The organism is Campylobacter sp. MIT 12-8780, from assembly GCF_006864535.1.
In the GTDB taxonomy this organism is placed as follows: domain Bacteria; phylum Campylobacterota; class Campylobacteria; order Campylobacterales; family Campylobacteraceae; genus Campylobacter_D.
The window spans coordinates 1-22,212 of record NZ_QHLL01000008.1; the positions used below are offsets into that span (position 1 = coordinate 1).

The window sequence follows — 22,212 nt, forward strand, 5'->3', positions numbered from 1 at the left end:
AAATCAAAGTAACATTTTTACTAACTAAAAATTTAAATACAAACTTAGTTAAATGAATACTCATTTAGTTAAACAAATACTTTTAAATTTATACCTTCATATCCACACTTTTATTTAAAACATTAAAAGTATTTAAGCTTATCTTTGAAAGCATACTTACTAAATCATTTGAATTTAAATCAAGACTTTTTAAATTTAAATTCTCATCTTTTATCCCAAAAAGCATTTTAAGAAAATCTTTTTCATCAAATTTATCCTCTAAGAGTTTTTGTAAGAGTGTGTTTGTGTCTATACCCTTATAGGTTTCAGTATTAAAGCTTTTGCCTTCTATAGGAGTGAAGCTTTTTTGATTTTTTTCATCGCCTTCTTGTGTTTCAAGTGGCTTTTCTTTTTCTAAATTTCCTTGCGATGTATTGAGTTTATTGCTAAAATCAACAGAGTAATTTTTTTGAAGCTCAAGATATTTCGTTTTAAATTCATCTATGCTTTTACTTGTGTGAAAGACTTCAATATAAGCTTCATCATAACTTACCCCATTAACATTCATCCAATGCGGTGATGTAGTATTTTCACTTATCCATTCAAAGAGTTCGTTAGTTTCTGCTTCTGATAATTCATTTTTTCTAAGTTTATCCTCTATTGAACCTTCAAGCAATCCTACTTTATCGCTTAATTCGCTATAATCCTTATATATATTTATAAAACTATTGCCTAGCTTTTCTCTTTCCTCCTTTGTAAGTTCAGGATTTCCATTTTGAATGCTGTCATTTTTAATATGAGTAAGCGTTTCTAGCGGATTGCTTCCAAAATATCTGTTAAAAGAACTTAAAGTTATCATCTTGCATACCATCCTCCAAGAGCAGATTCCATTTGCTCTTTGTATTTATTTGCCATCTCTTTAATAATCATATTATTATTTAACATAAGGCTGGAGTTAAATTTATACATTTGCTTGCCTTGAGTATCATATGCACCAACACCATAAGTAAAAACAACATAAGGTTTTCCCATATTCGAAACTTTTACTTGCCTTTTAACTGTATAAACAGGAAGCATAGAAAGAGATTTTTGCGTTATTTGCAAAAATGCTGTAAATCTATTTTTGCTAGGATTTGAGCAAGATGTTTGATCTATGCCACAAAGCCCTTGTGGCGCACTCGTATTCCCTTGAAGATAGTTTGCCATATACTGCAATTCTCCTTGTGTGTATTTTGCTATAGCATATACTTCATCTGCTGGATTCCATTGAGACCCATTGTGCAAAAACACAACTTGATACCCACCCTTAACCTCTTTCATCTCTTCAAGGCTAAGTTTTTTCACTCCAACTGAATAATCACTTAAATTTCCCTTGCTAACTCTTGCTAAAAAATCATCGCTAAAAGCTGAATTTGCAAGAACCAAAGCCAAACAAAAAAAGAAAAACTTTTTCATGATAAAACTCCTTTAAATTTAAGATTTTTGCTTAGAAAGCATAGCATAAAATTTATTTATTTATGATAAAGCTTTAAAAAGTTTTAAAATCAAAGTAACATTTTTACTAACTAAAAATTTAAATACAAACTTAGTTAAATGAATACTCATTTAGTTAAATAAACACTTTAAATTTACACCTTCATATCCACACTTTTATTTAAAACATTAAAAGCATTTAAGCTTATCTTTGAAAGCATACTTACTAAATCATTTGAATTTAAAAACTCATTTGAATTTAAATCAAGACTTTTTAAATTTACATTCTCATCTTTTATCCCAAAAAGCATTTTAAGAAAATCTTTTTCATCAAAACTTTCTTCTAAAAGTTTTTTAAGAAGCTCATTTGTATCTATAGCTTTATAAGTTTCATTTTTACTTTCTGCTTGTATTGGAGTGAAGGTTGTTTTGTTTGTCTCATCACTTTGTGAGCTATCATTGTTTTGGGCTAAAAAGTTATTTGTATTATTTAAAGCTTGTGAATTTAGCTTTTCATTTTGCATTGTAGTATAAGCCTTGTCAGACTCAGCTTTGAGTTTTAGCCATTCGTTTTTGAAGTCTTCTATATCTGTGTAAGCGCTTTTAAGTGTAAAACGTTTTAAAATTTCACCTGCTACATTTTCATTGAGTGTGTAGGTAATGGGATTATTTTGCATAAATTCATCTAATTCTTTTCTCTGACTTACACCAAAATCATCATCCACGCCTGTCATCTTACCAAATACAGTCGTTTCTCCACGCAAAAAGTCAGCATTTCTTGTAAAAAATGCCATTAAGACACCGCCTTTAGATATGCTTTTATCAGTATGAGTATAAATGCTTTTGCCTATATCACCATAATGAGAAGCAAAAATATCCTCGCTCTTATCTACAAAATCCAAACCGAGTTTATCCCAGCTTGCAAAGCTCAAAGCATGTTTTGAAGAACTATATGCACTTTCTTTGCTTGGTGTGATATTTAAATACTCATCTTTTGTATAAATTTTATTGACTTGCAAGCTTTGAGTATCCCACTCAAACCATTGGGGGATTTTATCAATGTCTTCTTTTGTAAAATTTCCCTCAACATTGCTTATAAGTTGTGAAAAAACTTGATAAGCCCTACCTAAACTTTTAGCTAAATCTATACTTGTAAAAGCTCTACCAGTAGGGTTTTTTTCTAAACTTGTTATAGAATTTACAAAATTTTCAGTTCCTTTTGCATAAATTTTATAATCTTTTGGCAAGCCAGCTGCTTCATTAAAATCACTAGTGAAAAAGCCTTCTTCATCTACACCATAACCTAAGACTTGAGAGACTGCCTTGTTTTTATCTTGGACTAAAGTTGAAATGCTTGAATTTAAAGCATTGGTTTGAGTGGAATTTTCATTTAAATTTTGAGTTTTTGTTTGAGAATTAAAAGTATTTGCGTAGTTTGAATATGAATTTATAGAGTTTATTTGCATTTGAGCTTGCCTTTTGAAATTTATTATTAAAGTAAATCGGCAGAATGAAATTTTGCTGAAGCCATCAAACTCCAGCAAATTGAAAAATATTATTTAATTTGCAAACCGCCAAAATGTCTATCAAATTGATTTTTGTATTGAATACTCAATTGTCTTATAATAAGATTGTTATTTAAAACCGAGCTTGACAAGGCATAAACCTTTCCCCTAGCATCAAGCATAACGGCTGCATAGGTAAAATAATTATAGCGTTTTCCTTGTCCTGAAATCGCCCAATTATTTTGAGCCATAAAACCAATAAAATAACTAGAATTTGCTGGATCGCTCTCTAATGTTGCAGTTCTCCATGCCGCCTCTTCTCTTGGAGTAAAAGTTTTGTTTCTAGCAGCAGTTAAGTGATCTGCAAATGCAAAACACTGACTCGCTCCACACATTACCTCAACTGGATAATACCCACCCTTAACCTCTTTCATCTCTTCAAGGTTAAGTTTTTTCACTCCAACTGAATGATCACTTAAATTTCCCTTGCTAACTCTTGCTAAAAAATCATCGCTAAAAGCTGAATTTGCAAGAACTAAAGCCAAACAGAAAAAGAAAAGCTTTTTCATAATAAAATTCCTTTAAGTTTTTGTTTGGAGAGTATAGCATAAAATTTATTTATTAGTGATGAAAAGTGTGAAAATAAAAGAAAATTTTACCGCTGTTTGGAGAAATTTAAGGCGGTTTTGAAAAAGTGCCAAATAAAGCCTTTGAGATAAAAAGCTTTATTTGCCAAGATGAGCTTCAAGTTTTTTGATTTTAGGGGCGATGATGACTTGACAATACGCTTGATTTGGATTTTTCTCAAAATACTTTTGATGATATTCTTCAGCCCTTGTATAGCTTTGAAGTTTGCTTACTTGCGTAACTATGGGTTTTGCGTAGTTTGGGGCTTGTTTTGCGATAAAGGCTTGAATCGCCTTTTTATCCGCCTCATCTTCATAAAAAATCGCTGATCTATACTGCACGCCCACATCAGCACCTTGTTTGTCTTTGCTTGTTGGATCGTGAATGACAAAGAAAAGCTCTAAAAGCTTTTCAAGACTGATTTGGTTTTCATCATAGCTGATTTTTGCAACTTCTATGTTGCCATCGCCTCTTGAAACGCTTTCATAAGTAGGATTTGCCTTGCCTCCACTATAACCAACCTCAGTTTTAAGCACGCCCTCAACACGATCAAAGCTTGCCTCCACACACCAAAAGCAACCTCCACCTAAAATGATTTCTTTACCAAAGGCAAGGTTTATCATCACAAGCACCCCTACAATAAACTTTTTCATTTATATAATCCCAGCTTTTTTTCAAATAAGCCTAAATTTAAGGCTTATTTATAGTTTTTAATCGCTTTTTCTAGGATTTTAACCGCTTCATCTACACCTTTGAAATCTTGCACTTTTACCCATTTTTCAGGCTCTAGCATTTTATAAGTTTCAAAGAAGTTTTTAATTTGTGCTAGGCTTGCTTTTGGCATATCATCAAGGCTTTTTATCTCTTTATATCTAGCGTCTATTTTATCAGCTGGAACAGCTAAAAGCTTTTCATCCATTCCGTTTTCATCTTCCATGATCAAAACCCCTATAAGCCTGCAAGGTATCACAGCCCCAGCTTGTATAGGATAATCATTAAGCACTAAAATATCCACAGGATCGCCATCATCTGCTAAGGTATTAGCGATAAAGCCATAATTTGCTGGATAATACACAGCACTAGCCATAACGCGATCTACAAAAACCGCTCCACTATCTTTATCAAGCTCGTATTTTATGCTTGAGCCATAAGGGATTTCTATCACTGCGTTGATTTTATCTGGAATTTTTCCTATTTGTATTTTTGAGATATCCATTTTATTTTCCTTTCTTTTCTTGTATAAGTTTTTTGATATCAGCAACGATTTCTTCTATACTGCGTTCGCCATTGATGACAAAATGAAGGTTTTTTGCCTTATAAAAGTCTTGAATTTCTTTTAAAGGTTCGGTATATACTTTCATTCTGTTATTAAATACACTCTCATCATCATCAGCCCCACGCGCTCGCCCTAGCACTCTTTCTTTGGCTACAGCTTCGCTCACTGCGATTTCGATCACGCCTTTTAGCTTAACTTCTTTGTGTTTTTCAAGCTCTGTTTCAAAGGCTTGCATTTGCTCTACACTTCTTGGATAGCCATCGATTAGAATAATAGGCGTTGGCGCAGCTTTAAGCGCTGAAAGTATAGTATTTACCACTACTTCTAAAGGCACCAAATTTCCTTTTGAGATGAAGCTATCGATAAGTTTGCCAAGTTCTGTTTGCTTAGCCACTTCTTCACGCAGCAAATCTCCTGTTGAATAATGTGTGATTTGCTCATCATCTTGAGCGATAATGCTCGCATCAGTGGTTTTGCCACTTCCTGGTGCTCCTATGATTAAAAATAATTCTTTCATTTCATATTCTCCCTTAATTTAAGTCCAAGTTCTCTCATCGCCTCAGCATTTGGCTTTGAGGGTGCATCAGTCATCAGACATTGTGCGCGTTGTGTCTTTGGAAAAGCGATGACTTCTCTAATGCTATTTGCTTTATTTACAAGCATGATAAGTCTATCAAGTCCTATAGCTATACCTGCGTGAGGCGGGGCTCCAAAGCTTAGCGCATCAAGTAAGAAGCCAAATTTCTCCTTTTGTTCTTCTTTGTTGATATTTAAAAGCTTAAAGACTTTTTGTTGAATTTCATTTTTATGAATTCTTACACTCCCTCCGCCTAATTCAACGCCGTTTAAAACGACATCATAAGCGATTGATTGAATTTCTTCTAAATCCCCTTCATCTATATTTTTTGGCATAGTAAATGGGTGGTGCATAGCCGAGTAAGAGCCATCATCATTTTGCTCAAACATAGGAAAATCAACCACCCACAAAAACTCAAGTTTGTTTTCATCGATGATATTTAAATTTTGAGCTAAAAACACCCTAAATCGCCCCATATAATCAAGCACGACTTTTTTCACTCCAGCCCCAAAAAACACCACATCGCCCACTTCAAGCTCACACCTTTTAACAAGCTCATCTAAGTCTTTTTGTTCAAAAAACTTACACAAAGGACCCTTAAGTCCGTCTTCTTTAACCTGTATAAAAGCAAGTCCAGCTGCTCCAAATTTACGCACAAATTCTTCAAAGCCTTGCATTTGTCTTTTTGAAAAGATGGTATCGCCCTTTGGCACTCTTAGAGCTTTTATGCGGTTTTTCTTAGTATCTGAGGCAATCTTTGCAAAAATTTCATTATTTGAGCGAGCAAAAATGTCAATAACATCAACAAGTTTTAAGTCAAATCTTAAATCCGGCTTATCAGAGCCATATTCTTCCATAGCTTGTTTATAAGGCATTCGCATAAAAGGGGTTTGTATATCTTTACCGCAAGCTTTAAATATATCTTTTAAGAAAGTTTCAGCTACCTTTATAACTTCATCTTCTCCACCAAAACTTAACTCAACATCAATTTGAGTAAATTCAGGCTGTCTGTCAGCTCTTAAGTCCTCATCTCTAAAGCATTTAGCGATTTGAAAATAGCGATCAAAACCAGCACACATTAAAAGCTGTTTAAAAAGCTGTGGGCTTTGAGGTAGGGCATAGAATTCGCCCTGATGCACGCGAGAAGGCACAAGATAGTCCCTTGCTCCTTCTGGGGTAGCCTTTGTTAAAATAGGCGTTTCAACCTCTAAAAATCCCATATTGGCTAAGGAATTTCTAGCCGCTATACAAGCTTTTGAGCGAAGGGCGAAATTTTCAAAAAGCTTAGGGCTTCTTAAGTCTAAAAAGCGATATTTTAGTCTCAACTCCTCATTTACGCTTTCATCACCTATAGCAAAAGGCGTGGTGAGGCTTTCATTTTCAATGATAAGCTCATCAACTACAACTTCTATTTCTCCGGTTTTGAGTTTAGGATTTGCTAAGCCTTCGCCTCTTGGGCGGATTTTTCCTTTGGCGATAAGGACAAATTCATTTCTTATTTTTGAGGCTATTTCATGGGCTTTTTGGCTATCATTTGGATCGCAAACCAGTTGGATAAGCCCACTTCTATCACGCAAATCGATGAAAATGACCCCACCATGATCGCGGTAGTTGTTTGCCCAGCCACACAATCTTACTTCTTGTCCTACATTATTTATATCTAAATCTGTATTATAATGAGTTCGCAAATTTTTCCTTTTTGATGAAAATATTTGCAAGATTATAATAAATTTAGCCTTTTATTTTGCTAAGTTTTGTTATAATTTTTTATGCAAAATGAACTAGATTATAAAAACATACGAAAAATAGGGCTTGTCTCAAGGCATAACACACAACTTGATGATGAAATTTCTTTTCTTGCAAGACTTTTAAAGGCAAGAGCTATAGAGCTTTTTTTAAGCGATGAAAGTTCTTGCTCGCTTGATTTAAAAAGACTTGATTTTGATACACTTTGCAAAGAATGCGATCTTATCATCTCTTTGGGTGGTGATGGCACACTTATATCTTTGTGTCGCAGGCTTTGGAGGTATGATAAAGCAGTTTTAGGGATCAATGCTGGCAATCTTGGCTTTTTAACGGATTTTAAAGTAAGCGAGGCTGAGGATTTTTTTGAGGATTTTTTTCGGGGCGAATTTATGCTTGAAAAACCTTTTTTACTCGAGATAAATCTTGAAAAAAAAGACGGCACAAAGCTTAATAAAATCGCTTTTAATGACGCTGTTTTTCGTCAAAGCAATTCCTTTTCAATGACGCATATTAAAGTTTTAGAAAAAGGCAAGGTGTTTAATGAATACAACGGAGATGGACTTATCATCGCTACTCCAGCTGGCTCAACAGCGTATAATCTAAGCGCAAATGGTCCTATAGTCTATGCTTTGGCTGAAGTTTTTTTACTCACTCCCATTTGCTCTCATTCACTTACCCAACGCCCTATCGTTTTGCCAAGGTGCTTTAAGCTTGAAGTGCAGGCGAGTGATTGTGTGCTTTGCATAGATGGACAAGAGAATTTCTTACTCAAAGACTATAAAAACGTGCAGCTTGGCTTAAGTGATAAAAGCGTTCGCTTGATACACAGAAAAAATAGAAATTATTTTCAAGTTTTAAAAGAAAAACTTCGTTGGGGAGAATAAAACAAAAGATTTTATTTATTTGTTATCATAAAATTTATAAAGTCAAAATTTCACACACTAAGACAAACAATGCCACAAAAGAATTCAGACAAAACAACTAAAAAGCAAGTCATAAACCTACTCGTAAGCTTTATTATATGGGGATTTTTGCTTTTTTATACACTCATATCATCAGAGGGTAAGGTCCATGTTGCTTTTTCTCATTTTATTATCCTTTGCTTTTGGCTACACAATGGGCTTTATCCACTTATAAATTTTAAAGCATTTGTTCTTTTTATACTGGGTTTAATTTTGGCTTTTGTTAGTCCTATTTATCTTTTTAAAGTTGATTATCGTATTATTCTTTTATCGTATTTTTTAAGCGTTTTTATACTTTGTTTTATATTTAAAAGATATAGACTAGCTCTTACTTATCTTGCTTTTAATCTTAGTTTTGCACTTGTTTATTTGCTTGATCATTTGAATTTATTAGGAAGTTTTTATAAATAAAAATAATTTTTTATACCCTAAAAATTTAACTTTTTCGTATCATAATTTTAAAATAAATGCTAAAATTTACGCTAGGCATTGAAGGAGAATCAAAACTATATGCTAAGTGATTATAACTTAAAATGAATTCATATAAATTTGATAAATATAAGGGCTAAAAAAGATGATTACTAAAGTTTTTATGCGTGAAAATGTGGGATTTAAGCTTGCTGAGCTTGAATTAAAGCCGGGCTTAACCGTCTTTACGGGCTTAAGTGGAGCTGGAAAATCTGTGCTTTTTAAAGGCATACTTTCAGCCTTTGCTTTGAGTGATTCTGAGGCGAAATTTGTAGAGCTTGAGCTTAATGATAGGCTTGATTTAAGTGATTTTGGTATTTTTGCCGAAGAAGAAAATTCATTTAAAATGCTTAAAGATAAAACGACAAAATACTTCATCAACAACCAAAGTATCGCTAAAAAGTCCTTAAATCAACTTTGTAAAAGCTTTGTAAAATACCTCAGTGCAAAGGAAAATAACGAGTTTTCAAATGAAAATTTTTTATTTTTGCTTGATACTCTTGAGGAACAAAAAGATGCAAATTTTGCAAATTTAAAGTTTGAATTTGGCGAAGTTTTTAAGCGATTTTTACAGGTAAAAAACGAACTTGAAACCTTGTTAAAAGAAGAACAAAAAGTAGAAGAACTCAAAGAACTTGCCCAGCTTCAAATTCAAAAAATCGAGCAGATCAATCCAAAGCCAAACGAGTTTGAAGAGCTAATGAGCCTTAAAAAAAGGCTTTCAAAAAAAGATAAGATCGAACAAGCTTGGAGCAAAGCAAATGAAATTTTTACTCTTGAAAAAAGCGTTTTGGAGGCTTTGAGTTTAAGTGAAGTTGATTCTAGCTTTTTTTCTGATTGTTTAAACGAACTTAGGGTTATTGCTGAAAAACAAAGTTTTGATGAGCTTGAATTTGATATAGAGGCTGTGCTTGATCGCATAGAGAGCTTATCAGGGTTGATAAAACGTTATGAAAGTGTGGAAAATGCTTTGCTTGTGCTGGAGCAAAAAAAGAAAGAGCTTGCTCGTTATGAGAACTTAAGCTTTGAAAAAAAGGAGCTTGAAATTCAGCTTAAAGAGCTTGAGGAACAAGTTTTAAGCTTGGCACAAATTATCAGCACAAAAAGAAAACAAAACCTAAGCACACTTGAAAATTTTTTAAACGAATATTTGCAGAATTTATATATGAAAAATATCCACTTAAAGCTTGAAACAATAGAGCTTAATGAACTTGGCTTTGATTTGGTAAATCTTGAGATTGATAAAACCGGACTTAAAAACCTTAGCTCGGGCGAACTTAACCGCCTAAGGCTTGCATTTATCGCCACACAATGTAGGATTTTAAATGCTGGCAAGGGCATTATCTTTTTAGATGAGATTGATGCGAATTTAAGCGGGAAAGAAGCTATGAGTATAGCTAAGGTGCTTGATGAGCTTTCAAAGTATTATCAAATCTTTGCCATTTCTCATCTGCCTCAACTTTCTTCTTATGCACGCAATCATTTTTTAGTCGAAAAACAAGGCACACAAAGCATAGTAAGAAGGCTTGAAAAAGATGAAAGGGTAAATGAGCTAGCAAGAATGGTAAGTGGTGAAAAAATCACAACTCAAGCCCTAGAATTTGCTAAAACCTTACTTGAAAATGTAAAATGAGTTTTTTATATATTAATTAAAATTTAAGATATAAAATACATTAAGCAAAAGCAAAACTACAAATTTTTGTGTTTTAGACACATTTTTTGATGATAAAAACTTGAAATTCTTTAGCTTTTCGCCTAAATTTAAGCAAAATTATAACAAAGAAATGCTAAAATTAAAGCTTTATTTAAACCCAAATATAAAGCGATATTTCATGGAAAAAATTCTTATCATTGATGATAATAAAATGCTTACAAAACTTTTGGCTAAAAAAATTTCAAGTGCTTTGCATTTTGAAGTGGATACGGCCTTTTCTTTTGCTGAAGCTATAGCACTTTTTGAGCAAGGAAATAAATATTTTTTGTGTTTTGCTGATCTGTGTTTGCCTGATGCGGGTAATGGAGAAATCGTTGATTATACACTTGAGATTGGTTTGCCAACTATCATTTTAACAGCAAGTAATGATACGCAAACTAGAGAAAAATTTATGGATAAAGATATACTTGCGTATATTTACAAAGAAAGCGAAACTTGCATAGAACAAATCATTAGTTCAATTGAACTGCTAAGTAAAAACAGAAAAAGCAAAGTCATCCTTGCTTTAAGTAAGGTTGCTGAGCGAAATGAGCTTAAAAAGATACTAAGCCTTAGGCTTTTTAATGTTCTTGTCGCAGCTCATGGCGAAGAAGCTTTAAACTATCTTAATGATAATGCAGATACCAAATTTATCATCGCAGATGCCCAAATGCCAGTTATTAATGGCTTGGATTTGCTTATTGAGATCAGGGAAAAATACTCTAAAACAGAACTTGGTGTGATTATAGTTGGCGAAAAAAATGATGCTCTTGAAGCAAGCTTGCTTCGCAATAATGCAAATGAATTTATCACCAAACCTTTCAGTAAAGAGCTTTTTAACGCTAGGCTTGATAAGCTTTTAAAATACATGAATGACTTTGAACTTATTAGCACTTTTACAGATATCGAGCCTTTAACAGGAGCAAAAAATTCAGCAGCCTTAAAAAGTGAGCTTGAGGATTATTTAAAAGAAATTCAAGGAAGCGACGAGGAATTTGCTTTTGCATACCTAGATATAGATAATTTAAATTTCATCAATGAAGAATACGGCTTTGATATAGGAGATGCAGTGCTTAAAAGCGTGGTAAAAGAAGTGTTAAATGAAACTATGGGTAAGGATATAGTGGGGCATTTTAGCACAGAAAAAATTTGCATAGTGCTTAAAAATATCAGTAATGAAAAAGCGATTAAAGTCTTTTCATCTATACGAGTAAATATCAAAAATAAAGGCATTTTAGTATCTTTAGACGAGCTTTTTTTCACTGCGAGTATAGGCATAACCTTTGGCAAAGCTGGGGCAAATTTAAATGAATTGAGTTCTAAGGCAAACAAGGCTTTACAAAGCGCAAAAGATAGTGGAAAAGATAGGGTAGAGGTATGTTTTTAGAGCTTGATTTTAGCACAAGTGCAAAGATCATTGATACACATTGTCATTTAGATAGTGAAGTTTTTGCTGATGATCTTGACGAGCTTTTAGAGCATAGTTTTAAAAATGCCATTGACAAAGTCATCATTCCAGCAGCAAATCCGCAGGATTTAAGCAAAGCAGTAAAACTTTGTGAGCGTTATAAAGAGCTTTATTTTGCTGTAGGAACACATCCTTATGAATGTGATAAATTTGATGAAAAACTTTTAAGAGAGCTTATCACGCATGAAAAATGTGTGGCTGTGGGCGAGTGCGGTTTTGATTATTATCACTCCAAAGATGAAGCGATTAAAGCTTCTCAAAGACTTGTATTTGAGGCTCAGCTTGAGCTTGCTTGCGAGTTTCAAAAACCAGTGATTATCCATTCAAGAGAAGCAAATGAAGATACTTACCAAACACTTAAAAAATACGCCCCAAAGCTCGTAGGTGGAGTTTTGCACTGCTTTAATGCAAGCGAGCTTTTACTTTCTTTGTATGAGTATAATTTTTATTTTGGCATAGGTGGGGTTTTAACCTTTAAAAATGCAAAAAATTTAGTTTCTATATTGCCAAAAATCCCAAAAGAAAAGCTTTTGCTTGAAACTGACGCTCCTTATCTTAGCCCAGAGCCTTTTAGAGGTAAAAGAAATGAGCCTATTTTAACGCATTTTGTCGCAAGTAAAATGGCAGAACTTTTAGCTATGCCAAGAGATGAGCTTATCACACTTTGCACGCATAATGCTAAAGAGCTATTTTTTAAGGAGAATAAAGCCTCGTGAAAATTATCATAAAAACAATAATTTTATCATTCTTGGCTCAAGGCTTGCTTTTTGCCAATGCTTTTGCACCAGAGTATTATAAAAACCAAGTTGAAATTCTAAGAACGCTTGATATAGAAAGTAGTTTTATCGGTGATCCTGTATTTGTTGAAGCAAAAAGTGAGCTTAAAAAACTTCACTCAAAAACTCTTGTGATTTCAGCTGAAAATAATTATGAGTTTATCCCAGTGCTCCGCCAAATCATTAACGAGCAAGATTTACCAAAAGAATTTTTGTATCTTGCCATCGTTGAATCTGGGCTTAAAACACATAGCACTTCACGCACTAAGGCTATTGGAGTGTGGCAGTTTATGGAAAATACGGCAAAAAGCCTTGACTTACGCGTTGATCCTTATATCGATGAGCGAAAAGATGTGTTTAAATCCACACTCGCAGCAGCAAATTACCTTAAAAGCTTAAAAGCTGAGTTTGGCAAGTGGTATTTGGCTATCTTAGCATATAATTGTGGTAATGGCAAACTTCGCCAAGCTATAAAAGAAGCAGGTAGCGATGATTTAAGTATCTTGCTTGATGCAGATAAAAAATACATTCCACTTGAAACAAGGGTTTTTATACGTAAAATTCTCACTTTGGCATTTTTAGCAAATAATGAAGATTTTGTTTTTGAGCAGAATTCAGCCTTTGCTAATTATTCGCTTTCTCATGAATTTAGTAAAGTAAGAGTGCCTCAAAGTGTTTCTTTAAGGGATTTGGCAAAACTTGCTGATTTGGATTTTGCTGAATTTAGACGTTATAATCCGCATTTTCGTTATGATTTTACCCCTCCAAATGGAGAAGTTTTTGTATATCTGCCTTTAAGCAAAAGTGAAAGCTTTAGCCAAAAGCTTGATACAACAAAGCTTGCAAAGGTTGATACAACTATACCAAAAACACAAATTTATATCGTAAAGTCCGGTGATTCGCTTTATAGCATAGCCAAAAAATATAAAATTTCAGTCGCTTCTATAAGAGCGTATAATAAAATCAAAAAAAATCATCTCAGTATCAAGCAAAAGCTTGTGATTCCAATACCAAAACAGGAGTATAATTATGCAAAAACTCAAAATAAAACAACTGCAAAACTCGTTAGTCGTTAGTTTTCTTGCTTTATTCATCAGTGCTTGTGGCTTGACAAGCTCAAAAACGCCAAGCGTGTATTATCCAAGCAAGGATTTTAAAAGCAACAAAGACGCCGCAAATTCTGGTGCAAAAGGCACGATGAAGCCTTATACGATTAATGGCAAGACGTATTATCCAACCGTCGTTGAAGTGGGTGAAACAGCCGATGGTATCGCAAGCTGGTATGGACCGGGTTTTCATGGTAAAAAAACTTCAAACGGCGAAACTTATGATCAAAATGGCTTTACAGCAGCTCATAAAACCTTACCGATGAATACTATCTTAAGTGTAACAAATTTAAACAACGGACGCAAAACCACCGTTCGCGTCAATGATAGAGGACCTTTTGTGGATAACAGAATCATCGATCTTTCAAAGGGTGCAGCAAGTCAAATCGATATGCTTCAAAGTGGCACAGCTCCAGTTCGCCTTGAAGTTATAGGCTTTGGTTCTGTAGATAGTTCACATCAACTTGTGCAACAAAATGTAAATTTAGGCACAAATGGTGAAATCGTAGATAATGGCAAGGTGTATGAAGGTGGAGGCTTTATGGTGCAAATCGGGGCTTTTCGTTTTGAAGAGGGCGCTCAAAGTACGGCACAAAAATACAAAAACTATCAAGGCTATACCGCTATAGTAAGAACGAGCGCAAAAGATGGACTTAATAGAGTGTTTTTAACAGGCTTTAGAAGTGAGGCTGAAGCAAGAGATTTTGCAAAAAGTGGAGCCTTTATCGGTGCTTTTGTCGTAAGGGAATAAAAAGGTTTTTGTGATGATAGAGCTTATTTTTTTAGATATTGATGGGTGCTTAACAGATGGCAAGATCATCTATACTTCGGACAATAAAGAAATAAAAGAATTTCATGTGCATGATGGTGCAGCTATTGAAGCGTGGCTTAAACTTGGTAAGAAAATAGCTATCATTACAGGGAGAAAAAGCGAATGCGTCGCTGCAAGAGCAAAGGACTTGAAAATTGATCTTGTGTATCAAGGCGTAAAAGATAAACTTACTTGCGCTAAATCAGTGCTAAAAAGCTTGAAGTTAAATTTCAAGCAAAGTGCAGCTATTGGGGATTATTATAATGATATTACCCTTTTAGAAGCTGTAAAATTAAGCTTTAAGCCTAAAAATGCCCATAAAGCTTTAAAAGTAGATAAAAATCTTACTCACAAAGGTGGAGATGGCGCAGTAGCTGAGATGATAGAATATATCATCAAGCACAATAAAATGCAAAGAGAGTGGAATGAGCTTTGGCGATAAAAATCTTTGCTGCTTTGATGGGAATTTTTGCTTTAGTTCTTGTTTTTTTAAGCACTCAGGATTTTTATTTTATTGATTTTAAGCCTTATGGGATTGATTTTAAAAATGTTGAGTCTAAGCATATTGAAGTATATGAATTAAACTCGAGCGAAGTTTTTACTCATTTTCAAGCTTCAAGTTGGAGCAGGTATGGAGAAGATGATGTTTTTACTGAGCTTAGAGTTTTTGGCTATGATTATAATTTAAGTGCAAATACGCTCAGCTTGAGTCAAAAAAATACGAAGCTTGAGGGCAATGTATTATACAAAGATGTTAATCAAACGCGCATAGAAGCCCAAAGTTTGCTTTATGATAGAGCGCAAAAGCTTTTAAGCACGCAAACTGAGTTTAAGGCATATAGGGGCGTAAGTATGCTTACTGGGCAAAGTTTGATTTATGATGTGCAAAACAAAGAGTTAAATATCAAAGGAGTAAAGGCGTGGTTAGAGTCAAATTGATGCTTTTTTTCAGCCTTGCTCTTGTTTTGTATGCTGGACAGATTGAAGTGAGTGCGAGTCATTTTTATGCAGATGAAAAAAAAGGTCAAAATGTGCTTAGTGGCAATGTTATCGTAAAACACGAAAAAGATATTTTGCACTCAGCAAAACTGACTATACTCACCAATGAAAACCGCAAACCTACAAGATATATAGCCTCTGGAAAAGCTCGTTTTGATATCGTTCTTAATGGTAAAAACTACAAAGGCAGTGGAGATGAGTTTGTATATATCGTCGCACAAGATACTTATGAGATTAACGGAAATGCTTATATAGAAGAGCTTGAAAGTGGAAAAAAGCTTTTTGGCGATAAGATTGTTGTCAATAGAAAAGAAAATCTTTACAGCGTTACGAGCAAGCAAAATCAGCCTGCTCGTTTTGTGTTTGATTTGGAGGAAAAGTGATTATTGGTGCCAAATTTATAAGCTCTTTAGCCAGATACGATGAAAATGCACCCTTAGCTTGCACGCAGATTGCTTTTCTTGGACGCTCTAACGTAGGAAAAAGCTCTTTAATCAATGCTTTATGCCATCAAAAAAGTCTGGCAAAAAGCTCAAGCACGCCCGGAAAAACACAACTTATCAATCTTTTTGAGGTTATATTTAAATTCAATGAAGAAAAGCATACTTTTATCTTTGTGGATTTACCCGGTTTTGGTTATGCTAAGGTGAGCAAAGACACAAAAGAACAATGGCACAAGAGTTTAGATGAGTTTTTACGCAAGCAAAGGCAAATCAAACTTTTTGTGCATTTAGTTGATGCAAGGCATACAAATTTAGAGCTTGATGAAGGTTTGCAGCAGTATTTGCAAAGCTTTTTGCAAGCCGATCAAAGAATTTTAAGGGTTTTTACTAAGGCTGACAAGCTTAATCAAAGCCAAAAAGCAAAACTCAAGCAAAACTTTAAAGACGCCTTTCTTGTATCAAGCACAGCAAAACAAGGCTTAGAAGAGCTTGAAAATGAACTTTTTAGGCAAAGTTTGGGGCTATAAAATGGCAAGACGAAAATACGGCACAAACAAAACTTTACATTATAACATCGATTTTTCCTATATTTTTCTTGCTTTGGTGTTGGTTTTTTATCAAGTATTAAGCTCTATCTTTACACATCTGCCTATATTGATCGGTTTTTTCTTTTGTTATATGTATAGTTTGCTTCAAGAAAAAGATGAGACTTTATACGATCTTGATTTTCGCTGGTATTTTTCTTTGGTATATCTTTTATTTATTGATATAACGCATGATTTTTACCTTTTTGTGTCGTGGATTTGTTTTTTTGTGTTTTATTATTTTTGTGCGGATTGGATTAGGACGAATTTTAAAATCGGCAAATTTGTTCCGATATTTTTTGTGTTTTGCACTTATCTTTTGTTTTGTGTTTTTGATAGTATTCTTTCTTATATTGACAATGCAAATATTAAAATTTTTGGTCGTGATTATTTTATCAGCATGGGTGTAGAAGCTTTACTTTGCTATCTTTTCTTTAAGGATAAAATCCGATGAGAATGCGTTTGGTTGTCGCTTTTATCTTTTTATTTTTTGTTTTGCTTTTAAGTAGAATTTATTATTTGAGTATAAAATCAAATATATATTATGAAGAAATGGCAAAGCAAAATGCGATAAAAACAAGATTTTTACCTCCTACAAGAGGCTTGATTAAAGATAGCAAAGGCAAGCTTTTAGCAAATAATGATCTTGGTTTTAGTATCGCTATAAAGCCGTATTTAAATATAAAAAAGCAAAATCAAGGGCTTTTAGATGAAGAGCTTTTTGTGCTTTCGCAAACCTTTCCTGATCTAAATGTTACGCTTTTAAAGCGAAATTATATCAAAGAGGATTCTTATTATAATCAAGATTTTATTGATATTGTGGATTTTATCCCTTATGATGAGATGATACCGCATTTTTCTCAGCTGAACTTAAGAGAAAATTTACAAATTACGCCCATTGTTAAAAGAAGGTATCCTTATGGCAAGCTAGCAAGCCATATCATCGGCTATATAGGCAAGGCGAATTTGCAAGATATGAATGAAAATGAGATCGCAAAACTAACAAATTACACTGGAAAAAGTGGCATAGAGCGGTATTATAATGAAATTTTGCAAGGACAAAAAGGTGTGCGTGAAGTAAAAGTTGATGCACACAACAAAGAAATAGAAGAAATTTCTTTTCAAAAAACAAATTCAAATGACATAAGCTTAACTATAGATATTCAATTACAAAGCTTTTTAAGCGAGCTTTTTGCTGATAATGCTGGCGTTGCGATCATCATGGAGGCAAATACCGGTGCCATTTTAGCTGCTGGAAGCTTCCCAGAATATGATTTAAATCCTTTTGTTACCGGAATTTCAGTGCAGGATTGGAAAGAGCTTTCAAATAGCCCAGATCATCCATTTACAAATAAAATGGTAAATGGGCTTTATCCGCCCGGTTCTATCATCAAAATGGGCACAGCTCTTGCTTTTTTAAACTCAAGGAGTATTAATACCGCTACAGAGTTTTATTGTGCTGGTTTGATAGAGTTAGGAGGCAGAAATTTTCGCTGCTGGAACCGATCAGGGCATGGAGATATGAACCTTAAGCACGCTATTGCTCAAAGTTGTGATGTGTATTTTTATGAGGGTGGCTTAAAAGTAGGTATAGATCAAATCAGCTCAACTCTTGGTAAAATAGGCTTTGGAAGTAAAACAGGAGTGGATTTGCCAAATGAATTTGTTGGCACAGTGCCAAGCAAAGAATGGAAAATGCAACGTTACAAACAGCCTTGGTATCAAGGAGAAACCTTAAATACAAGCATAGGGCAGGGAAATTTCTTAGTTACGCCTATACAAGTGGCTAAATATACCGCTCAAATCGCTGTTGGAAAGAATGTTAATCCGCATTTTCTCAAAGAGATCGAAGGCGAGCTTGACGAAAATACAAGAAAAGCATACCAAATACAAGATAAAGAAGAGGACGAGCTTTTTAATGTCTTTGAAAAAAGTCAATTGCCTGCTTTAAGAGAAGCTATGCTTGCTGTTACTAAACAAGAAGGTGGCACGGCGTATCGCTTTTTTAAGGATTTACCTTTAAGTGTAGCTGGAAAAACAGGCACAGCGCAAGTGGTAGGCTTTTCTCAAGCTGAAAAGCGAAACATTAGGGAAAAAGACTTAAAGTATTATTCTCGCTCACACACTTGGCTTACAAGCTTTGCGCCTTATAAAAAACCCCAATACGTCGTAAGCGTCTTGCTTGAACACGGCGGCAGAAGTATAAGCTCAGGCGAGCTTACAGCTGCGATTTATAGAAAAATGCTTGAGTTAAAATATTTTGAAAATGAAAAATAAATCTCTTTGTTTTATATTGCTAGGATATTGTTTTTTATAGGTTTTATAACATATACTCAAGTATAATTTAAACTCCAAAAAAAACTAAAAATATGTAAAATTTTATGTAAAAAATTAAATTGCAAATTTATCAAAGTTTGCATTTTCAAAGTATAAGCATCGCATCTCCATAAGAATAAAAGCGGTAATGTCTCTTAACGGCTTCTTCATAGAGTTTAAGCGTCATTTTTCTACCTATAAAGCTTGCTACAAGCATGATAAGGGTGGATTTTGGTAGATGAAAATTGGTTAAAAGATAATTTTGTCTTAAAGGTGGATTGTGAGGATGTAAAAAAAGCGTGCATTCTCCGCTTTTTTGCTGTGTTCTTGCGAAATTTTCAATCACCCTTGTTGTGGTGGTGCCAACCCCAAGTATAGGCTTATCGCTTCGTAAAAGCTTTATTAGCTTTTCATCGATAAAAAAACGTTCAGCGTGCATTTTATGCTCGTTTAAAAATTCAGCCTCAACGCTTTTAAAAGTCCCAGCACCCACATGCAAGGTAAGGGTGTAAATTTCATGCTTTAAGGCAAGTTCTTTGAGCTGGTTTTTTGAAAAATGAAGGCTTGCAGTTGGAGCTGCAATGCTTCCTTCATACCTTGCAAATTCGCTTTGATAGTTAGTTTCATCACTTTTTTCATCAGCTCTTTTGATATAAGGAGGCAAAGGCACATGTCCTATTTTTTCAAGCTTTAAAAAAAGTTCATTTTCACTAAGCTCTTTTTGAGGCTCAAAAAAACGCACCTGTCTAAAACCATCATCACTTAATGCAACAACTTCAGCTTTTAAATTTAAATCAAATTCTAAAATATCTCTTGGCTTTACTCTGCCTTTAATCTGCACTAGAAAAAGCCCATTAGCTAAGGCTTTGTGATATAAAAGCTCGATTTTTGCTCCACTTTGTTTTCTGCCATGAATTCGAGCCTTTATCACCTTAGTATCGTTAAAAACGATGGCACAAGGAGGTAAAAACTGCTCTAAATTTCCAAAAAAAGTATGGCTTAATTTTTGTTTTGCTCGCTCATAAACTAAAAGTTTAGCATTTTCTTTTGGTAAAATGGGCTTTGTAGCTATGAGTTCTTGAGGCAAATCATAATCATAACTTGCAACATACAAATCCTCATCATTTCTCATCAAGCGTTTCTTTTTGGGCTGGGTTGATTTTCTTAGCGATAAAGATAGAAAGCAAATACAACAAGCACAAAGGTCCTGCCATCAAAAACTGAGAAAGTATATCAGGTGGAGTCATAAGGGCTGAAAAGATAAAGATCACAAGCACTGCTACTCTAAAATGCTTTTTCAAAAAAGCATCATCAACAAGATTAAGCTTTGCTAAAAAAAAAGTCAATACAGGCATTTCAAAAGCCAAGCCAAAGGCTATCATGAGTTTTGTAAAAAAGCCTACATAAGGTCCAAGGCTGATTAGCGGGGCTAAGTTTTGTGTTACAGCTCCAAAATGAATGAGAAAAGCAAACGCCATAGGCACAGCGATAAAATAACAAAATCCAGCCCCAAGTAAAAACATAATAGTAGCTGAAACGACAAAAGGGATAACCATGCGTTTTTCATTATCATAAAGCCCCGGAGCTATAAATTTCCAAAGTTGCCAAAAAATCACCGGTAAAGAAAAGATAAAACCCGCAAAAAAACTCACCTTCATCGAAGTAAAGATAGGCTCGGTAAGCTCTGTAAAAGTCATCTTGTTTGAAAGCTCAGGCAAAGCATCACGCACAGGTTTAGTTAAAATGCTGATGAGGTATTCATTAAAAAACAAACACACGATAAAAAAACCAAGAAGCACGACAACGCTGATAAAAAGCCTTTTTCTTAGCTCGATCAAATGAGGGCGAAGTTCTTCAAACATGTTTTACCTCTTTTTGCTCTTGAGCTTCTTGGTTTGTTTCTTTTGTATCATTTGGACTTAAATTGTTCTCATTGATATGCTTTTTAGCCTCTTTTAAATCATCTTCTATAGTGCTAAGATTTTTTTTAATCTCGTTTGTATCAGCTAGAATTTCTTTTTTTAGCTCGTCAAATTCTTCAAAACTAAGCTTTTTTCTTATGTTTTGATTATACTCTGAAAATTCATCTTTGTATTTTTGGCTTTCTTCTTTAAGCTCGCTAATCCTTAGTTCTTTTTCTATGCTTTCTTTAGCTTCATTAACTTGCTTTTTAAGGGCTTTGATGATTTTAGCAATCTGCGCTATAGTGCTTGGCAATTTATCAGGTCCTAAGACTAAGATCGCTACGATAACGATGACGATGATCTCGCCCATACTCATCTTTTTTTCCTTTGATATTTAAAACTTGAGGCTTAATTTTACACAAATTTGCCTAAAATTTCCTTTTAGTTTTGCAAAAATAAGACAATTTCATCACTAAGCAAGAAATTTGTATTAAAAAAACGATGATTTTTGTAGATAAGCTTTTTTTTCTCGCTTAAAAACAAAGCTTTTTCAAGCTCATTTTGACTTAGTTTTTTTTCATCTATACCCACACAACTTCTTAGTCCTAAAAACAAATGCTCTAAGTGCAAATTTTCTTTGCTTAAAAGCTCTATTTTCCTAAAACAAGGCTCTTTGATATAGCTTTGTAAATTGGCTTTGGTATAAAAGCGTCTATCATCTTTAAAGCCGACACTGCTTAAACCACAGCCTATATAGTTTTTACCTTGCCAATAGGCTAGATTGTGCTGGCATTTTTTACCAAAGTTGCTTATCTCATACTGCCTTAAGCCTAAATTTTCTATATTTTTGATAAAGTATTTCATCAAATTTGAAGCATTTTTTTTATAATGTAATTTCTTGCTAAAAGCGGTGTTTTTTTCTATGGTAAGATGATACGCACTGATATGAGTAAAAAGCTTTTTTAAAGAATTTAAATTTGCAAGCTCAAAATCAAGCATTTTTTTTGTATCCATTTTTGTATCATAAATCATATCGATATTTATATTTTCAAAGCCGACACAATTTGCATTTTCAAGAGCGTTAAGCACTTCTTTAAAGCGATGTATGCGTCCTAGAAAATGAAGTTTTTTTTCATTAAAACTTTGCACGCCAAAAGAAATTCTATTTAAACCAAAACTTTTCATCATCTTAAGCCAATTTTTATCTGCTGAGTTTGGATTAGCTTCGCTTGTAAGTTCAGCATTTGGGGCTAAAAAGGGTTGCAAAAACTCAAAAATAGGCTCATAAAAACAAGCTTTAATCACGCTTGGCGTGCCTCCACCGATGAAAAGTGTTTGTATGCTTTGTTTTTGTGTGTTAAAATTTTGTATTTGAGTTTTTATGTCTTCAAGCAAGGCTGACATATAAGGCTTTTCAAGCTTATTTGTGGCTAAAGAAGTAAAGGCACAATAATGACATTTGCTTTCACAAAATGGGATATGAAGATATAAATGCAAAA

Annotated in this window: 24 protein-coding genes; 12 read left to right on the top strand and 12 right to left on the bottom strand. The window is 34.0% G+C overall.

Going from position 1 to position 22,212, the window contains the following annotated elements; all coding sequences use genetic code 11:
• Positions 1–88: 88 nt before the first annotated feature.
• The 8 genes from DMB95_RS07005 to aspS all read right to left on the bottom strand — a co-directional run bounded on the left by DMB95_RS07005 (position 89) and on the right by aspS (position 7,125).
• The gene (locus DMB95_RS07005; RefSeq protein ID WP_162056996.1) at positions 89–838 is read right to left on the bottom strand and encodes a hypothetical protein; all 750 of its coding nucleotides are present in this window, start codon (positions 836–838) and stop codon (positions 89–91) included.
• A complete protein-coding gene (locus DMB95_RS07010; RefSeq protein ID WP_142931478.1) occupies positions 835–1,434 on the bottom strand; it encodes a bacteriocin in 600 nt (199 codons plus the stop codon). Before DMB95_RS07010 ends, DMB95_RS07005 begins: the two co-directional genes overlap by 4 nt.
• Positions 1,435–1,607: 173 nt before the next feature.
• Positions 1,608–2,918 (bottom strand): Cj0814 family flagellar-dependent secreted protein, encoded by a 1,311-nt coding sequence (locus DMB95_RS07015; protein WP_142931479.1) that lies wholly within the window; start codon positions 2,916–2,918, stop codon positions 1,608–1,610.
• 89 nt (positions 2,919–3,007) lie between these two features.
• Positions 3,008–3,526: a hypothetical protein gene (locus tag DMB95_RS07020; protein ID WP_142931480.1), complete on the bottom strand. Its 519-nt coding sequence runs from the start codon at positions 3,524–3,526 to the stop codon at positions 3,008–3,010.
• A 156-nt stretch (positions 3,527–3,682) separates the two neighbouring features.
• A complete protein-coding gene (gene msrA / locus DMB95_RS07025) occupies positions 3,683–4,207 on the bottom strand; it encodes a peptide-methionine (S)-S-oxide reductase MsrA (protein ID WP_142931541.1) in 525 nt (174 codons plus the stop codon).
• A gap of 74 nt (positions 4,208–4,281) precedes the next feature.
• Complete coding sequence (gene ppa / locus DMB95_RS07030; protein ID WP_142931481.1) at positions 4,282–4,800, bottom strand: inorganic diphosphatase; 519 nt, start codon at positions 4,798–4,800, stop codon at positions 4,282–4,284.
• A gap of 1 nt (position 4,801) precedes the next feature.
• Positions 4,802–5,377: an adenylate kinase gene (locus DMB95_RS07035; protein ID WP_142931482.1), complete on the bottom strand. Its 576-nt coding sequence runs from the start codon at positions 5,375–5,377 to the stop codon at positions 4,802–4,804.
• Complete coding sequence (gene aspS / locus DMB95_RS07040) at positions 5,374–7,125, bottom strand: aspartate--tRNA ligase (protein WP_142931483.1); 1,752 nt, start codon at positions 7,123–7,125, stop codon at positions 5,374–5,376. Before aspS ends, DMB95_RS07035 begins: the two co-directional genes overlap by 4 nt.
• A gap of 81 nt (positions 7,126–7,206) precedes the next feature.
• On the opposite strand from aspS, the gene DMB95_RS07045 reads away from it, so the two are divergent.
• From DMB95_RS07045 to mrdA, 12 genes are all read left to right on the top strand, one after another.
• A complete protein-coding gene (locus DMB95_RS07045) occupies positions 7,207–8,067 on the top strand; it encodes an NAD(+) kinase (protein WP_142931484.1) in 861 nt (286 codons plus the stop codon).
• A gap of 652 nt (positions 8,068–8,719) precedes the next feature.
• Entirely contained in the window at positions 8,720–10,246 is a 1,527-nt protein-coding gene (locus DMB95_RS07050) for a DNA recombination protein RecN (protein ID WP_142931485.1), read from the top strand.
• Positions 10,247–10,445: 199 nt separating this feature from the next.
• Positions 10,446–11,693, top strand: a complete 1,248-nt coding sequence (cbrR, locus tag DMB95_RS07055) for a bile resistance response regulator CbrR (protein WP_142931486.1) — start codon at positions 10,446–10,448, stop codon at positions 11,691–11,693.
• Positions 11,684–12,490, top strand: coding sequence for a TatD family hydrolase (locus tag DMB95_RS07060; RefSeq protein WP_142931487.1), 807 nt, complete (start codon positions 11,684–11,686; stop codon positions 12,488–12,490). The genes cbrR and DMB95_RS07060 overlap by 10 nt, the downstream gene beginning before the upstream one ends.
• A gap of 8 nt (positions 12,491–12,498) precedes the next feature.
• Positions 12,499–13,626: a lytic transglycosylase domain-containing protein gene (locus tag DMB95_RS07065; protein ID WP_142931542.1), complete on the top strand. Its 1,128-nt coding sequence runs from the start codon at positions 12,499–12,501 to the stop codon at positions 13,624–13,626.
• Complete coding sequence (locus tag DMB95_RS07070; RefSeq protein WP_142931488.1) at positions 13,580–14,407, top strand: septal ring lytic transglycosylase RlpA family protein; 828 nt, start codon at positions 13,580–13,582, stop codon at positions 14,405–14,407. The genes DMB95_RS07065 and DMB95_RS07070 overlap by 47 nt, the downstream gene beginning before the upstream one ends.
• Positions 14,408–14,420: 13 nt before the next feature.
• Positions 14,421–14,909, top strand: a complete 489-nt coding sequence (locus DMB95_RS07075) for a KdsC family phosphatase (RefSeq protein WP_137632922.1) — start codon at positions 14,421–14,423, stop codon at positions 14,907–14,909.
• Positions 14,900–15,406 (top strand): LPS export ABC transporter periplasmic protein LptC, encoded by a 507-nt coding sequence (locus DMB95_RS07080; protein WP_142931489.1) that lies wholly within the window; start codon positions 14,900–14,902, stop codon positions 15,404–15,406. Before DMB95_RS07075 ends, DMB95_RS07080 begins: the two co-directional genes overlap by 10 nt.
• Positions 15,406–15,849, top strand: a complete 444-nt coding sequence (gene lptA / locus DMB95_RS07085; RefSeq protein WP_137633089.1) for a lipopolysaccharide transport periplasmic protein LptA — start codon at positions 15,406–15,408, stop codon at positions 15,847–15,849. Before DMB95_RS07080 ends, lptA begins: the two co-directional genes overlap by 1 nt.
• A complete protein-coding gene (yihA, locus tag DMB95_RS07090) occupies positions 15,846–16,436 on the top strand; it encodes a ribosome biogenesis GTP-binding protein YihA/YsxC (protein ID WP_142931490.1) in 591 nt (196 codons plus the stop codon). Before lptA ends, yihA begins: the two co-directional genes overlap by 4 nt.
• 1 nt (position 16,437) lies before the next feature.
• Complete coding sequence (locus DMB95_RS07095) at positions 16,438–16,947, top strand: hypothetical protein (RefSeq protein ID WP_137633090.1); 510 nt, start codon at positions 16,438–16,440, stop codon at positions 16,945–16,947.
• Entirely contained in the window at positions 16,944–18,770 is a 1,827-nt protein-coding gene (mrdA, locus tag DMB95_RS07100; RefSeq protein WP_142931491.1) for a penicillin-binding protein 2, read from the top strand. Before DMB95_RS07095 ends, mrdA begins: the two co-directional genes overlap by 4 nt.
• A 145-nt stretch (positions 18,771–18,915) precedes the next feature.
• On the opposite strand, the gene queA is transcribed toward mrdA, so the two are convergent.
• From queA to hemW, 4 genes are all read right to left on the bottom strand, one after another.
• Entirely contained in the window at positions 18,916–19,941 is a 1,026-nt protein-coding gene (gene queA / locus DMB95_RS07105) for a tRNA preQ1(34) S-adenosylmethionine ribosyltransferase-isomerase QueA (protein ID WP_142931492.1), read from the bottom strand.
• Entirely contained in the window at positions 19,931–20,671 is a 741-nt protein-coding gene (tatC, locus tag DMB95_RS07110; protein ID WP_142931493.1) for a twin-arginine translocase subunit TatC, read from the bottom strand. The genes queA and tatC overlap by 11 nt, the downstream gene beginning before the upstream one ends.
• On the bottom strand, positions 20,664–21,089 hold the full coding sequence (gene tatB, locus DMB95_RS09830) for a Sec-independent protein translocase protein TatB (protein WP_137632930.1): 426 nt from the start codon (positions 21,087–21,089) through the stop codon (positions 20,664–20,666). Before tatB ends, tatC begins: the two co-directional genes overlap by 8 nt.
• A gap of 65 nt (positions 21,090–21,154) precedes the next feature.
• Positions 21,155–22,210 carry a radical SAM family heme chaperone HemW gene (gene hemW, locus DMB95_RS07120; protein ID WP_142931494.1) on the bottom strand — a complete coding sequence of 352 codons (1,056 nt, stop codon included), beginning with the start codon at positions 22,208–22,210 and terminating at the stop codon, positions 21,155–21,157.
• Positions 22,211–22,212 lie beyond the last annotated feature (2 nt).

What these genes read in the sequence shown, in the direction of transcription:
- mrdA (WP_142931491.1), top strand. Translation starts at nt 16,944, where the DNA reads ATGAGAATGCGTTTGGTTGTCGCTTTTATCTTTTTATTTTTTGTTTTG.
- msrA (WP_142931541.1), bottom strand. Translation starts at nt 4,207, where the DNA reads ATGATAAACCTTGCCTTTGGTAAAGAAATCATTTTAGGTGGAGGTTGC.
- DMB95_RS07045 (WP_142931484.1), top strand. Translation starts at nt 7,207, where the DNA reads ATGCAAAATGAACTAGATTATAAAAACATACGAAAAATAGGGCTTGTC.
- DMB95_RS07015 (WP_142931479.1), bottom strand. Translation starts at nt 2,918, where the DNA reads ATGCAAATAAACTCTATAAATTCATATTCAAACTACGCAAATACTTTT.
- DMB95_RS07035 (WP_142931482.1), bottom strand. Translation starts at nt 5,377, where the DNA reads ATGAAAGAATTATTTTTAATCATAGGAGCACCAGGAAGTGGCAAAACC.
- queA (WP_142931492.1), bottom strand. Translation starts at nt 19,941, where the DNA reads ATGAGAAATGATGAGGATTTGTATGTTGCAAGTTATGATTATGATTTG.
- DMB95_RS07050 (WP_142931485.1), top strand. Translation starts at nt 8,720, where the DNA reads ATGATTACTAAAGTTTTTATGCGTGAAAATGTGGGATTTAAGCTTGCT.
- DMB95_RS07020 (WP_142931480.1), bottom strand. Translation starts at nt 3,526, where the DNA reads ATGAAAAAGCTTTTCTTTTTCTGTTTGGCTTTAGTTCTTGCAAATTCA.
- DMB95_RS07095 (WP_137633090.1), top strand. Translation starts at nt 16,438, where the DNA reads ATGGCAAGACGAAAATACGGCACAAACAAAACTTTACATTATAACATC.
- cbrR (WP_142931486.1), top strand. Translation starts at nt 10,446, where the DNA reads ATGGAAAAAATTCTTATCATTGATGATAATAAAATGCTTACAAAACTT.
- lptA (WP_137633089.1), top strand. Translation starts at nt 15,406, where the DNA reads ATGCTTTTTTTCAGCCTTGCTCTTGTTTTGTATGCTGGACAGATTGAA.
- DMB95_RS07060 (WP_142931487.1), top strand. Translation starts at nt 11,684, where the DNA reads ATGTTTTTAGAGCTTGATTTTAGCACAAGTGCAAAGATCATTGATACA.
- tatB (WP_137632930.1), bottom strand. Translation starts at nt 21,089, where the DNA reads ATGAGTATGGGCGAGATCATCGTCATCGTTATCGTAGCGATCTTAGTC.
- DMB95_RS07075 (WP_137632922.1), top strand. Translation starts at nt 14,421, where the DNA reads ATGATAGAGCTTATTTTTTTAGATATTGATGGGTGCTTAACAGATGGC.
- DMB95_RS07005 (WP_162056996.1), bottom strand. Translation starts at nt 838, where the DNA reads ATGATAACTTTAAGTTCTTTTAACAGATATTTTGGAAGCAATCCGCTA.
- DMB95_RS07070 (WP_142931488.1), top strand. Translation starts at nt 13,580, where the DNA reads ATGCAAAAACTCAAAATAAAACAACTGCAAAACTCGTTAGTCGTTAGT.
- tatC (WP_142931493.1), bottom strand. Translation starts at nt 20,671, where the DNA reads ATGTTTGAAGAACTTCGCCCTCATTTGATCGAGCTAAGAAAAAGGCTT.
- ppa (WP_142931481.1), bottom strand. Translation starts at nt 4,800, where the DNA reads ATGGATATCTCAAAAATACAAATAGGAAAAATTCCAGATAAAATCAAC.
- DMB95_RS07010 (WP_142931478.1), bottom strand. Translation starts at nt 1,434, where the DNA reads ATGAAAAAGTTTTTCTTTTTTTGTTTGGCTTTGGTTCTTGCAAATTCA.